Below are 14,339 nucleotides of genomic sequence, written 5' to 3' on the forward strand. Positions count from 1 at the left end.
GGCCATGCAAGAAATGCCTATCTCCCAACTCTTAGGGTAGCGGTGGTCTGGGGAAAAAGTGCTGGTGACTGGAGCTTCGGGATTTAAAGGCAGTTGGTGATTTGACGCTCCCCGAAGCGCTCATGGGGGGGATTCTTGGTTCAACAAGTCCACCATACCAAGTACCTAAGTACAGGACAAAAAATCTAAGGACTGCAAAAAGCTAAGTACAGGACAAAAAATGAAGATAAAGGAGAAAAGTCATGTTGACAACTCAAGATACCCAAAAAGATAATTCCTTCGCAGAAGCTCGGAAGCAAACTGAAGAATACAAACGCTTGCAAGAAGTCCGTGAACAAAATATCCCTTGGAAAAAATGGGGTCCCTATTTAAGCGATCGCCAATGGGCAACTGTCCGAGAAGATTATAGTCAGGATGGTAGTGCTTGGAGATATTTTGATTACGAGCAATCTCGTTCTCGTGCCTACCGTTGGGGAGAAGATGGAATATTGGGAATTTCTGATGAGCGTCAGCGTCTATGTTTTGCCCTAACCCTTTGGAATGAAGAAGATGAGCTTTGGAATGAAAAAGATCAGCATTCCGAAAAGCATCTCAAAGAAAGATTTTTTGGTTTAACAGGATTCGATAGCTGGCCTAATCAAGGAAATCACATGGAAGATGTCAAGGAATATTACTTTTATCTAGATAATAACCCCACTCATTCTTATATGAAGGCATTGTATAAGTATCCTTATGAATTTCCTTATAAGAAGCTCATTCAAGAGAATAATAAACGAGGAGATGCTAAGTATAGTCGAGGAGAGGAACACCCTGAATATGAGCTAATTGATACAGGTTGCTTTGACAATAATAGTTACTTTGATGTTGTTATTGAATATGCCAAGAAGACTCCTGAAGATATTTTAATTAAAATTACTGTTTGGAATCGAGGCTCTGAAGCTCATCCACTACATATTTTACCTACTCTCTGGTTTCGTAACACTTGGTCTTGGTTGGGAGATGCAGAAAGGGAAAAACAAAAACCAAGTTTGCAGAAAGTTGCCAATAATGTAGCTACTATTAAAGCCCATCATAGTGAGTTAGGTGATTATTATCTCTATTGTCAAGGAGATACTCCTCTGTTATTTACTGAAAATGAAACTAACAACGAACGCATTTTCCATACTGCTAATGCGAGTCAATATGTTAAGGACGGAATCAACAATTATGTCGTTAATCAAGAGCTAGATAAAGTCAACCCTGAACAGAAAGGGACAAAAGCAGCCGCTCACTATAACCTCACTATTGAAGCTGATAAACCTCAAGTGATATGGTTGCGCTTGACAGATGTTGCGCCAGATCAACTACCTGATGCTAATCCTTTTGGAAGTGATTTTGAGAAGGTTTTTGACAAGCGGAAAGAAGAAACTGACGCATTTTATCAAGCTATTACTCCTTCAGATTTTCCAATTTCAGATGAGGAACGACAAGTTCAAAGACAGGCATTTGCAGGAATGCTATGGAACAAGCAATTTTATTACTATATAGTTCAAGATTGGCTCAAAGGAGATCGGTCATATCAAGATAGAAAGTGGCATAAAATATATCCCCCACGAAAAACATCTGAACACATCAGAAATAACGACCGCAATAAGAAATGGACTCACTTGCACGGTGAAGATATAATTTCCATGCCAGATAAATGGGAATATCCTTATTTTTGTGTCTGGGATTCAGCTTTTCATGCGATTACCCTTGCTTTAATCGATCCAGATTTTGCTAAAGAGCAAATATTGCTTTTTACTCAACCATGGTACAGCAAAGATAATGGGCAAATTCCGTCTTGTGAATTTGGTTTTGATGAAGTAAACCCTCCCATTCTTGCTTGGGCAGCTTTGAAAGTTGACGAAATAGAGCATGACATATATGGCTCTCCTTGCGATCAAAAATTTTTGCAATTAATCTTTGATAATTTGCAAAAGACTTTAGATTGGTGGCTAAAAAATAACAGGCTACCTAAACAATCAGGAGAAACAAAAGAGAAATATGTTTTTAAGGCTGGATTTTTAGGATTAGATAATATATCTATAGTTGATCGAAATCAATTCCTCACCCAAGAAACAGTCACAATAGAACAAATTGATGCCACAAGTTGGATAGCAATGTTTTATTTGAATATGTTGACAATAGTTACTAAGTTAGATGTAGAGAAGCAAAAAGAGCGTGAAAATTCTGCAAAAGATTTCCTGAAAAACTTCATATTAATTGTCCATGAAATAAACGAAATTGTTGACAAAAATCAAGTTGCTTTTTGGGATAGCAATGATAACTTCTACTATGAAGTTTTGAAAATTTCTCTGGAAAAATTTTCCTTAGAATTACCACTAAAATATCGCTCCATTCTTGGTATTGTTCCTTTGTTCACTGTGGAAACTTTTGGGAAAGAAACAGAAACAGATTTAACTAGGAATTTAAGAGCAAGCTTTTATAATCCAGAATCTTGTTTTGCTAGGTTTAGGAATGAGGAAGAATTCAAGTATTTACTGGGAGAAGAAGAATGTGTTGATATTCGATCAGATTTACATGAGTGCCTAGATTTATTTTTATCAATTGTCAACAAGAAGAAATTACAAAATATCATTGATAAGCTTCTTGACGAAAAGGAATTCTTAAGTGATTATGGAATTCGATCTTTGTCTAAATTTCATGAAGAACACCCGTATCAATTGGATGGTATGATAAAAATTGTATGGCATCCTGAAATTAAGGCAAATCCAGATGTGCAGCCTTTTCCAATTGAAATGAAATACGAACCTGCTGAAACAAAAACTCCTGTACATACTGGAAATTCTAATTGGCGTGGTCCGGTATGGTTTCCCATGAATTTTCTGATTATTGAATCTCTGAAGAAGTTTCATAAATACTTCAATGTCTGTTTAAAAGAAAAAGACTTTGGAGTATTATGTCCTTCAGTATCGCACCACAAAATTAGCCTTGAAGAAGTTTCAATTGAACTATCTAAGAAACTCATTAAGATTTTCCTGCCTGATTGGTCAGGGAAACGACCAGTTTACGGAGATAACCCAAAACTTCGTCAGCTTTTCAAAACCCCTGATGGCCAGGATTTAATACTGTTCTACGAATATTTTCACGGAGATACAGGTCAAGGACTGGGAGCAAGCCATCAAACAGGTTGGACAGGACTCGTAGCTAATTTGATCTATCAGGTCGGAGAATATAACTATCTCAATAGCGCACCTTCTTAATACTCAATTAACTTCAGTCGGACGGGAGAAGGAAAGTTTTAACCCGGGACAGGATCAAGCTTTCAGCTAATCCAGGATTCGGGTTAAATAGACTCTAATAGATTGTATCCCGTTGACGGGCGGGGCGATCGAGGGATTTAATCGCCGTTGCTAATTCCTCGACGGTCAAACAAGTACCGCCCAGGGCCCCGGCCATAGTGGTAATATGTTCTTCCATGAGAGTACCACCGAGATCGTTGCAACCCCAGTTCAAGGCTTCTGTCGCCCCCTGTAAGCCCAATTTTACCCAACTGGGTTGATGATTTTTAATGCTATTGCCCAAATAAATCCGCGCCACTGCTGTTAATTTTAATGTATCGGCTAAAATTGGCTGATCTCGTCCGACTCGATTTCTCAGGGGTTTGGGGGCCGATTGTCCCACAAAAGGCAATAAAATAAATTCGGTGATTTTAGCCAGATAATTATTTTCTAGGGCGATTTCTTGCTGTTTTCTAATTTTTTCAAGGTGCTGCACCTGTTGGCTAGGGGTTTCAATATGACCGCAGAGCATGGTACTGGTGGTATGTAACCCTAAGCGATGGGCAGTACCGACTATTTCTAACCAAGTGGCGGCATCGATTTTTTCTGGACAAATTACCCGTCTCACCTCATCCACTAACACCTCGGCAGCCGTCCCCGGCAGAGAATTGACTCCTGCTTCTTGCAGGGAAGCGATAACTTTTTCGTAACTTAAACCGTCTTCTCTAGCGATAAATTGGACTTCTTGGGGCGAAAAAGCGTGTAAATGCAGGTCAGGAAAGGCTTGTTTCAAGTTTTTAACAATTTCGAGGTAATAGTCTAAGGAATTGCCCTTAATCTTGGCTTTTGGGTTTAATCCTCCCTGCATACAAATTTCTGTCGCCCCACGATGGACAGCATCCGCCGCTTTAGCGATAATTTCCTCTAAATTAAGCCAGAATGCTCCCTCTTCATTTTCATCGCGTCTGAATGCACAAAAACTGCAATGCTGCTCACAAATGTTACTAAAATTAATGTTGCGATTGATCACGTAGGTGACGGTATCTCCCACCTGTTGATGACGCAAAAAGTCTGCCGTTTCCCGAATCTGGGCAATTAAACGGTTATCGGTAGTTTCTAGCAAGATAATCGCTTCTTTTGCCGATAAATTTGCCCCTGACCGCGCTTTTGCCAAAATATCGGTTACGGGTGCGGTGATGGAGGAATTAGTCACGGGAAATAAATATTGAGGGTTGGCGATCCTAATTGTAGAACGAGGTCAGAAGGAACAGTAAAGAAAGAGAGCCGATTTAATCCTTTTTCTGTTCCCCATTCCCTTGTCTGCACGCGGTAATTTCCGGTTGAGAGCCTTTATTGCAGGGTGGTTTGTTTTTCCTGTTCTTTTTGTTGACGTTTTTTCTTTTCTGCTTCTAGGGCATCTTCGATAACCTTGAGCAGCTGATCCATTTTATCAAGATTACCGCGATAAACATCGAGGTCTTTTTGCAGTTTCTCGCTGGAGAGATGGAGAATTTCTGAGAACTTTTGCAAAATTGGTTCGCGTTTTTCTTTTTCCTTGATCATGTCCGGTTGTGCTTCGGCTAAAATTGTATAGAGACCGATGGCAAAGAGGCGACTATACTTAAACTTAGGCGCGTTGATCACCGAAACTAAACTATCAGACAACTGATTGTTACCACCTAGAGCCTGGTTTTGCAGTTGGGAGAGCAAGGAATCAATATTAATTTCTTTGGCAATAGCGATCATATTTTCGGCATCACGACGATAGACTTCGGGATTACCATTAACCGCTTGGCACAAAGCATTAAAAATATTCGGTTTATCTTCCTCCGGACGATAGCCTTCCATGAACTTCTCGAAAGAAGTAACCACACCAAGGGCATAAATTGGATCATAATGGAAATCTACATTAACGGAGAGCAGGTGCATCTCAACTAATAATTCCTCAACCACGCGCCGATATACCGAATTGATGGGGCGGGTGTGGCGAGTATAAAAATCACGCTTACTATCGGAAACAGTACGAATTTTGTCCACAGAACCAAACTTCATAAAAATTTAACACTGCTCTCATTTTCCCCCTTCTGGTTCCCCCTGACAAGGCCGGTGATCACCAAAGAGCCGCCAGCAGTCAGTCCAGAGAGAGCAAAAGAGCGAGTAAGATATAAAGATATGGAAACGGGAAAATCGAGATAATTAGCCGATACTGCCTCTACCAATCGCTTTTTTACTTTTCACTTTTCATTTGACTATATGGCTAATCAAGACGACAAAATCAAAATTATCAGTGATAACCGGCAAGCGCGCCATCTCTACGAGATTTTAGAGACTTTTGAAGCGGGGGTGCAGTTGCTGGGGACCGAGGTTAAATCTGTGCGCGCTGGTAAGGTGAACCTGCGGGATGGTTACGTTTTACTCCGCAATGGTGAAGCGGTGTTAATTAATGTTCATATTTCCCCCTACGAACAGAGTAGCGAATATTTTAATCACGATCCGCGCCGGACAAGAAAATTGTTGATGCACAAAAAGGAAATCAGCAAACTCATCGGTCAAGTGGAACAGAAAGGCTTAACTCTTGTGCCGTTGAAGATGTATTTTAAAGGTAGTTGGGTAAAAATCAGCATTGGCCTCGGTAGAGGCAAGAAATTACACGATAAACGCGAAGATTTGAAACGTCGTCAGGATCAACGGGATATGGCACGAGCGATGAAGCGTTAACCAAGACACTTATCGGACTGGCAAAGGTCTAGGTAAGAAACGATCGAGTTTTGTTACAGTTGAACTGTATTAAGCCCCTTGCGGCCGTCACCATCCCCCTCACCTTGGGTTAAAATTTATGTTAAAACTCTTGACAAAAGTAATTAAATATGCTAAAGCACCCGCTTTGATCGCTCTATCCTTAGCTGTAGGTGCAGGGATTGTTTTACCAAAAATAACTTTAGCCAATGGCAACCCTGGCCTAACAATTTTTAGCGGAGTCGATCGCAAGGATGTCTTAGATTATTTTTTGCAATTTGGCGGTCGTCCCAAGCAAATGGATCGTTATAAACTCTATATTCCCGCGAAAAAACTCTCCCAAGGAGCTTCAGCTTTTTTTATTTCCTATCCCGATTATTTTAACGGCCAGTTTGACACCAATAAAATCGAGGTACGCATCAACGGCAAATCTTTACCTTTAAAGGAAGTGGTTTGGGATAAGGATAGTCGCGTTATTCAAATTATCCCCGAACAAGCGATCGATCCGACCAGCAAAGTTGAAATCGTCATGTCTAATGTCAGAAATCCCGAATTAGGCACTTATTACTTTACCTGTGATGTGACTGCCTCTGGCAATATTCCTGTCCGTCTCTACGTTGGCACTTGGATTGTCAGTATCGAACCTTAAAGTATTTATTGGGGATGGGGAAATGGGGAATTTCAACTAAAAACCCCAACACCCCAACACCCTGTTAGTCCGAGAAAGAGTCAACCCAAGTCAACTATTTGCTTCCGAGTTGCCAAAATCTGGGGAATTTTCACCTATAGACTCGTTGGTTGGGTAATTTTCCTCCGAGTTTAAGTTTTTGCGACTGCCTTTGTGGGAATTTCTGCCCCCTTCCCGTCCGATGGCTGCCATGTGGGCGCGATCTCGGCTAACCGCTTCACCACCTTTTCGTCCCGCTTCCCGGGCTTCTTCCGAGGTAAATTCGTGGGCTGTACCTTTTTGATGAGCAGCCTTACCACCTTTACTAGCGATTTCCCGTTGTTTAGCTTGATCCATAGAGGCAAAACCGCGTTTACTCTTACCTGTCATAATATACCTCCTTGTGAATGCTGATTTTAAAAGTTCTTAAAGACTTACGCGAGATTTTTAAAACATCAAAATCATGGTCTTGTCGCTGGACAAAAAATTGAGATTGCCCCGCTTTTTTCCTCTAAGAACTATGGATCACTACCTAGTATCATAACTCATTAGCTTGACTTCTAGGGAACCAATTACAGCGATCAAAGATCGTATTTTATGTTAAAAAATATTAAGCGAATTGAGCAGTTAGTCAGTCTCAAGAACTATCAGTTATCTTAATGGTGAGGTACAAAGTTGGCCTTTTGGGGAGTCGGTCTTCAGTGATCAGCTTCTGAAGGCAAGAGGCAAAAGACAGTATCTGGCAATTCTCCTACCTAAAAAGATCAGTATTCAGGAGATTGCTTTTATTTATTCTCCCTGCTCCTCTCTCCCTGCTCCCTTCTCCCTGTTCACTGATTACTGTTCACTGAAAAATCCCCACTTTCCGCTGCCCACTTCCCTTACTGCATGGGAATTCTCAGAAAAAAATGACAAGCCGCCACTGGGTACATTTTCCCCTTGAAAATGGCTGTATCGGAGAAGGGATCGGGTTGTTAAAGTTGGATTGGCAATTAATCATTATGATTAAAAACGGATTTGGTATCATAGATCATAACTACTCTAGAAGAGCCGAAAAAATTTACTTGGCAGATACAAAGTACCATCTTCGTAAATCGCCTTCAGTTTTTCCGTCATAACCATTAGCGGTAAGTTTACCTGCACTTCCTGATCCCCGCACGCAAAAAATATGTCTCAAAAGCCGATTTATCTAGATTGCCACGCTACGACACCGCTCGATCCACAAGTTCTGGCGGCGATGTTGCCCTATTTTACCGAACACTTTGGTAATGCCAGTAGTATTAATCATGTCTATGGTTGGACAGCCGAGGCCGCGGTTAAACAGGCAAGAGAAACAATCGCCGCTGCTATTAATAGTAGCCCCGAAGAAATTATTTTTACCAGTGGGGCAACGGAGGCCAATAACCTGGCTATCAAAGGGGTTGCCGAAGCGTATTTCGCCAAGGGGCGGCACCTAGTCACGGTGGTGACAGAACATCGCGCCGTTTTAGATCCTTGTCATTATCTGGAAAAAATGGGTTTTGAGGTGACAATTTTACCCGTCGGTGCTGATGGCCTAATTGACTTGGAATTACTAGAAAAATCTCTGCGTCCTGAGACGATTTTGCTGTCAATTATGGCTGCTAATAACGAGATTGGGGTGATTCAACCTTTAGCGGCAATTGGGGCGATTTGTCGCCGCTATCAGGTACTTTTTCATACGGACGCGGCCCAAGCAATCGGGAAAATTCCCCTAGATGTGGAGGAAATGAATATAGATCTAATGTCCTTAACTGCCCACAAGGTTCACGGACCGAAGGGAATCGGTGCGCTGTACGTCCGGCGCCGGGGGCCTAGAGTCCGTCTCGCCGCTCAAATTCAAGGGGGAGGCCAGGAAAAAGGACTGCGATCGGGGACAATATTTACACCACAAATTGTCGGTTTTGCCAAGGCGGTGGAATTGGCTATCAAAGCGATCGAAGAAGATACTAGGTACTTAAATCAATTAAAAGCCCGTTTATGGGAGATTATCAGTCAATTAGACAGAATCTATCTCAATGGTCATCCTAGTCAAAGATTAGCCGGAAATTTGAATATTAGTATTGAAGGGGTGGACGGTGCGGCCTTATTGTTAGGATTACAGCCAATAGTGGCGCTTTCCTCCGGTTCTGCCTGTTCTTCTAGCCATACCGCCCCCTCTCACGTTTTAACTGCCTTGGGTCGCTCCGAATCTCTCGCCTATGCTTCCCTGCGCTTCGGGTTGAGTCGTTTTAATACTTTAGAAGAAATTGAACAGGTGGGGGAACAGGTGGTTTTAACGGTTAATTCCCTCCGCAAAGCCAAAAATTTTAATTTTTGCTCAGACCAGTAATATCAAATCCTGTTCTAATAAAATGAGTAAAGACGCAGAGATAAAATAGCCAAAAAAGCCTAATTAGCCGAATATCTAAGTTGAAAGCCACTGAAAAACAGATACAGAACCAGTCAAGATTTGCTGGAAAAAAGAAGATGGCGCCTGTTGTGTCAAATATCTTGAGGAGGGACAATAACTAATAACTAATCACTGATAACTGGTAACTGATCACTAAAATTACTCGTCTTCGGCAAAAATAAAGCGAGTTAGTTCACTAGGATCGGGTTCGGGGCTAGATTCAGCAAATTTAACCGCTGCCTCGATTTCAGCTTGAATTTTCTGCTCTATTTCTTTTAATTCCTCTCTCGTGGCCAGATCTCGCTCGTAGAGGTAGGCGGCAAAGCGAGTGATCGGATCTCTTTCACCCCAGAATTGTTTCTCGTCAGCGCTGCGTAACTCGTCCGGATCTGCCAGAGAGTGACCCCGGAAACGATAGGTTAACGCCTCTATTAAAGTCGGTCCCTCACCGGCGCGGGCGCGGGCTACAGCTTCTCTGGCGGCGGCATGAACGGCCACCACATCCATACCGTCCACTTCCACACCTACCATACTAAAAACACTGGCTTTTTTATAGATTTCCGGTTGGGAAGTGGCTCGATCGTGGGCCATACCGATCGCCCACTTATTATTTTCCACCACATAGATAATTGGCAACTTCCAGAGGGCGGCCATATTCAGACACTCAAAAAACTGGCCATTATTACTCGCCCCATCCCCAAAGAAACAGGCCGTTACCTGATCGGCACTGGCATCAGCCATGGCTTCGCGACGGTATTTACTCTGAAAAGCCGCCCCAGTGGCGACGGGAATCCCCTCGGCCACAAAAGCGTAACCCCCTAAAAGCTTATGTTCGGCGGAAAACATGTGCATGGAGCCGCCCCGTCCTTTACTACAGCCGGTAGCTTTGCCGAATAACTCCGCCATTACCTCTTTGGCGGGAACTCCGGCACTGAGGGCGTGGACGTGATCGCGATAGGTACTAGAAACGTAATCTTCTCCCTGACGCAAGGCTTTAATAATACCGCTAGATATCGCTTCTTGACCGTTGTAGAGGTGGACAAAACCGAACATTTTGCCCCGATAATACATTTCGGCACATTTATCTTCAAACATCCGCCCCAAAACCATATCTTCGTATAGGCGAAGACCTTCAGCTTTGGTAATAATGATGGAAGCAGGATTAAAGGTTGGTAAAGTACGTTCGGAAATCATAGGGTCTGTAGTATCATTTAGACAACAAAAAGGCAAGGGGAGAGGAAGCGGTAGATTTTTCGAGAATTCTGGCAGTGAATTTTTTAGTCTTAAACCAGTTAGTTCTTGGTATTTTCTCTCTCAAATCTAGTCTTAGTCAGTCAGAGATTGGCTAGGATAGAATGGTATCTTGTTATTTTACTCGCTCCGCTCTCACTTACATCATTTAATTCACTAAGGACTCTCCAGAGTTGAGGTACAGCTAACCGTGCGAATTCCTCTTGACTACTACAGGATATTGGGAATCCCCTTTCAGGTGAGTGCCGAGCAAATTGATTTGGCCCACGCCGATCGGGGACGGCAATTGCCACGTCAAGAATACAGTCAAACAGCGATCATTGCCCGTCAGCACTTGTTAGATGAAGCTTACCAAGTGTTAAGTGCTGCGGATCGCCGTCGTGATTACGATGCCCAATTTTTCGACCCCAATCCCCTGCTTCTCAACCCAGAAAGCAGCACCGAAAACCTTGATTCTCAGGGTGGGGAGGCGGCGGCGACTTCCGCAGAATATCTCACCCCCCAGATTACCATTGCCCCCGCCGATCTCGTGGGAGCTTTGCTCATCCTGCAAGAGTTGGGAGAATACGAGTTAGTGATTCGTTTGGCTGAAACTTATCTAGATTTAGAGCCAACTACTCGCCCAGACATGATCTTAACCTTGGCTTTGGCCTACGGGGAATTAAGTCGGGAATATTGGCAGGATAAAAATTATGAACAGGCGGCCAGCACCGCGGCTAAAGCCTTGACTTGGTTGGAACAAGAACAAATGTTCCCAGAAGTGGCCAGGGAGATTCGCCATGATTGCGATCGCCTGCGTCCCTACCGGATTCTGGAATTGTTATCCCAAGAAAAAAAACCTAGTCTTGCCCGTCAGCGCGGCTTAAATCTCTTGGAGGAGATGTTAGAAGCTCGCGGCGGCATCGATGGCCAGGGCGACGATCACTCTGGGTTGGGGGTGGATAATTTTTTACGCTTTATTCAACAGTTACGGGTTTATTTGACTCAGGCTGAACAGGAGAAAATTTGGGCAAAAGAGGCACAACGCCCCTCGGCGGTGGCTAATTATCTGCTGGTCTATTCCTTAATTGCCCGCGGTTTCGCCCAAAAACAACCCGCCGCTATTGTCGCAGCCAGCGAGCGCCTACAGCAATTACAAAAACATCAGGATGTCTCCCTAGAGCGATCGATCTGCGCCCTACTGCTCGGTCAAACCGAACAAGCAAGCACAATTTTAGCAAAAAGTCAAGAGAAAGAAATATTAAATTATATTAAGGAACAATCCGGGCAATCTCCCGATCTTTTACCTGGGTTATGTCGTTACGGTGAGCGTTGGTTACAAACAGAAGTTTTCTGCCATTTTAGTGATTTAGTTGAGGGGAAAGCCTCACTCAAAGAGTATTTTGCCGAGGAAGAGGTACAAAATTATTTAGAAGAATTGTCAGGTTTTCCTGATGAAAAAGTTCCCGTGCCGGTTCGAGAAAAGCCCAGCGAACCTTTAGAATCGGAAGTAAATGTTCTCAAAACCCACACCCCCCCCACCCATTTAAACCCAGTGCCAGGAGCGACACCGATGAGGGAATCTGCTTATTCTTCCCACTCTCGTCCCCAAAAACCGTCTTTAGCTAGAGCTAACGGTGAGCGGACAAGCACTGCTGTACCTGCCCTGAGAGCCACCGCCCAGGAGGAAACTCTTACCCCCTATACTCAGGGTACTGTGGTGGTGACAGCAGCCCATCGTCAACCGGCACTTAATCCCCGCCGTCGTCGTCCTAGTCGCTCCCGTACCCCAGCAGCGGGCAACTCCCAGCAGGCAGCCCTAGAAACGGTAAAAACTGCCGTAGTACCACCGAAACGGAGACGACCGGCCCGCAGAAAACTACGACTCGATCGAGTGGCAATATTGGGGGTAGGATTAGTGGGAACGCTCGCGGTTTTGTCCTTAGGGGTAAAGGCAATTGTCGATAGTCAATCTCCTTTGGCAGCCCTGCAAGGGGAACAGTTACCGATTTCTTTAAATACTCCCATCCTAGAAATTCCTTCGGCTAACGCGGAAGTGATGGAAGGGATTCCCTTAGACAAGGAAACGGGCAAGGAGACGATTCAAGCTTGGTTAGGGGCAAAATCGGCCGCTTTTGGCAGTGAACACCAAAAAGAGCAATTGAAAGAGGTTTTAACAGGTTCAGCCCTGGAAATTTGGCAAAAACGGGCGGCGGCTTTAGGGGGAAATAACTATTGGCGCTATGATCATCAGGTGGATGTGCGATCGGTTACTAATAATGGGAAAAACCCTAATTTAGCGACGGTGGAGGCGATAGTCAACGAAAAGGCCATGTATTTTCATAATGGCAAGGAAATTGTCGAGCGTTCCTATAATGAGTCCTTGAAGGTGCGCTATGATTTGGTACGGCAAGGAGATAAATGGTTGATCGAAACAACCCAAGTCGTACCCTAATTATGTTAGTGGGTTTGGAACGAGCAAAAGCGCAATGCAGAGTCGTCTGGCTGTACCACACTCGCGAAGTATGAGGCAATCGCCATCGACAAAGAAGCCTCGGAAACTCCACTTGATCGAGTAGCGCAGTGGAGTGGTTCATAAATTACATCTTTGAGCCAATGTAACTGATTTTCTATTTTCCCACCCAAACAGAGGTTCTCTGTCTGCTGAAATTACTATGCAGAGACGATCCACTGTCTGGAAGCAGTAAGGAGTGTGTTGTCCTTCACTCGATCCCGAACGTCACCGAAACGACTGCGGTAATATCTTTATCGATCGAGGAAGTGTCGTAAATTCCCGAATCGCTCACGTCGGTGGAATTGCGCGAGGTGATCTGAAAAACTCCTGTTTTCGCATCGCGCACCCTTCCCACCCGACTGCCGGTACTACTGGCGATCGCTTCAGCTCTCGCTCTTGCGTCTTTGGTCGCCGCAGCTACCATTTCCACCCGCAGTTGATCGAGTTGGGTGTAAAGGTATTGCGGGGGTTCGGAGACGAGGTTAATTCCCTCCTCGATCAATTCCGTTACCTGCCTAGAAAGTTCCGTGTAACGGGCCACATCGCTGCCTCGGATCTCGAAGCGTTGGCTGAGGCGATAGGCGAGAATTTGCCCGGTTTCCTGGCCGTTAGCTGTTACTTCAGGAATCGCCATCGTCTCGATCGCGTTGGTGGTGATTGCGTCGTCGGGAACTTGTTTTTCTTTGAGATAAGCTCGTATCCGCTCAGTTTGCCGGATCAGATCGCGGTAGGCATCACGAGCGGTGGGTTGTTGACTGGAAACCGATAAACGCCAGAGAAGATAATCCGATGTAATCGCCTTTTTTGCCGAACCAGTCACGACAAAAACATCGCTGGCCCGTCTCACCGCTAAGAGGGAGCGCGCCGCTATCCAGGAACTGAAGACGAGAGCGATCGATAGCGCCGATAAACCTGCGAATACCTGCGGGAAACGTGGGAATATAGAACTGTCTTTCATCGTCACCCCTCCCAGAAATCCGATGTTTCTATCCTATGCTAGTAGCGAGCGGGTTGAAACTATTATTTACAAAAATCAATTTTTCTCGCCTCAGGTCGATGGGCTGTGACAGCGAAAATTATTCAGCCCTTACTGGATTTTTAGGGCAATAGTGACTCATTGACACTTCCGTCGCGCTCATGGGAGGGATTCTTGGTTCCGCTGAGTCGCTGAGTTTCTTTAGCCTGACAGGACGTATCCAACCAAGCCAGAGGGAATCTCTCCCCAAGCGTAGTAGTTTCCGTGTGTCCCACGGTACTTAGTCCCTTTTTGAGAATGTTGATAGGGGCGTTAATATCTCTATCTTCTACATAGCCACAGTAAAGACAAATATGGGTTCTTGTCGATAGAGATTTAGGGACTTTTTGACCACAATTAGAGAAATTTTGACTCGTGTTATGGGGTGATACTGCTACCGTAGCCTTACCATATTTAAAACCAAAATATTCTAACCATTGCTTGCTTCGGCAAGGTTTAATTTATACTTCACCTTGACGAGAAACTCTGTAGTCAACAGCTGA

Annotated in this window: 10 protein-coding genes and 1 pseudogene; 5 read left to right on the forward strand and 6 right to left on the reverse strand. The window is 44.1% G+C overall.

Annotated features, from left to right (window positions below; translation table 11 throughout):
- Window positions 1-242: 242 nt before the first annotated feature.
- Complete coding sequence (locus MiAbW_RS06140; RefSeq protein ID WP_151695367.1) at window positions 243-3,245, forward strand: MGH1-like glycoside hydrolase domain-containing protein; 3,003 nt, start codon at window positions 243-245, stop codon at window positions 3,243-3,245.
- A gap of 94 nt (window positions 3,246-3,339) precedes the next feature.
- Here MiAbW_RS06140 and cofH read toward each other — a convergent pair whose 3' ends face one another.
- Window positions 3,340-4,476 carry a 7,8-didemethyl-8-hydroxy-5-deazariboflavin synthase subunit CofH gene (gene cofH, locus MiAbW_RS06145; protein WP_151695368.1) on the reverse strand — a complete coding sequence of 379 codons (1,137 nt, stop codon included), beginning with the start codon at window positions 4,474-4,476 and terminating at the stop codon, window positions 3,340-3,342.
- Between the two features lie 137 nt (window positions 4,477-4,613).
- Window positions 4,614-5,300, reverse strand: coding sequence for a photosystem II biogenesis protein Psp29 (gene psb29, locus MiAbW_RS06150; RefSeq protein ID WP_172967347.1), 687 nt, complete (start codon window positions 5,298-5,300; stop codon window positions 4,614-4,616).
- Between the two features lie 216 nt (window positions 5,301-5,516).
- On the opposite strand from psb29, the gene smpB reads away from it, so the two are divergent.
- On the forward strand, window positions 5,517-5,981 hold the full coding sequence (smpB, locus tag MiAbW_RS06155) for an SsrA-binding protein SmpB (protein WP_151695370.1): 465 nt from the start codon (window positions 5,517-5,519) through the stop codon (window positions 5,979-5,981).
- 118 nt (window positions 5,982-6,099) lie between these two features.
- The gene (locus MiAbW_RS06160; protein ID WP_151695371.1) at window positions 6,100-6,648 is read left to right on the forward strand and encodes a DUF2808 domain-containing protein; all 549 of its coding nucleotides are present in this window, start codon (window positions 6,100-6,102) and stop codon (window positions 6,646-6,648) included.
- Window positions 6,649-6,738: 90 nt separating this feature from the next.
- Here MiAbW_RS06160 and MiAbW_RS06165 read toward each other — a convergent pair whose 3' ends face one another.
- Window positions 6,739-7,056: a KGG domain-containing protein gene (locus MiAbW_RS06165; protein ID WP_151695372.1), complete on the reverse strand. Its 318-nt coding sequence runs from the start codon at window positions 7,054-7,056 to the stop codon at window positions 6,739-6,741.
- 778 nt (window positions 7,057-7,834) lie between these two features.
- Here MiAbW_RS06165 and MiAbW_RS06170 point away from each other — a divergent pair.
- On the forward strand, window positions 7,835-9,016 hold the full coding sequence (locus tag MiAbW_RS06170) for a cysteine desulfurase family protein (RefSeq protein ID WP_151695373.1): 1,182 nt from the start codon (window positions 7,835-7,837) through the stop codon (window positions 9,014-9,016).
- 219 nt (window positions 9,017-9,235) lie between these two features.
- On the opposite strand, the gene pdhA is transcribed toward MiAbW_RS06170, so the two are convergent.
- Window positions 9,236-10,270, reverse strand: coding sequence for a pyruvate dehydrogenase (acetyl-transferring) E1 component subunit alpha (gene pdhA / locus MiAbW_RS06175; protein WP_151695374.1), 1,035 nt, complete (start codon window positions 10,268-10,270; stop codon window positions 9,236-9,238).
- A gap of 247 nt (window positions 10,271-10,517) precedes the next feature.
- Between pdhA and MiAbW_RS06180 the strand changes: the two genes are divergently transcribed.
- Window positions 10,518-12,761 carry an IMS domain-containing protein gene (locus MiAbW_RS06180; RefSeq protein ID WP_151695375.1) on the forward strand — a complete coding sequence of 748 codons (2,244 nt, stop codon included), beginning with the start codon at window positions 10,518-10,520 and terminating at the stop codon, window positions 12,759-12,761.
- A 268-nt stretch (window positions 12,762-13,029) separates the two neighbouring features.
- Here MiAbW_RS06180 and MiAbW_RS06185 read toward each other — a convergent pair whose 3' ends face one another.
- Window positions 13,030-13,779, reverse strand: a complete 750-nt coding sequence (locus tag MiAbW_RS06185) for an SIMPL domain-containing protein (protein WP_151695376.1) — start codon at window positions 13,777-13,779, stop codon at window positions 13,030-13,032.
- Between the two features lie 140 nt (window positions 13,780-13,919).
- A pseudogene (locus MiAbW_RS06190) lies at window positions 13,920-14,279 on the reverse strand (zinc ribbon domain-containing protein); the annotation flags it as partial.
- Window positions 14,280-14,339: the final 60 nt, after the last annotated feature.

The sequence above is a fragment of the Microcystis aeruginosa NIES-4325 genome, assembly GCF_008974145.1.
GTDB lineage: Bacteria > Cyanobacteriota > Cyanobacteriia > Cyanobacteriales > Microcystaceae > Microcystis > Microcystis aeruginosa_G.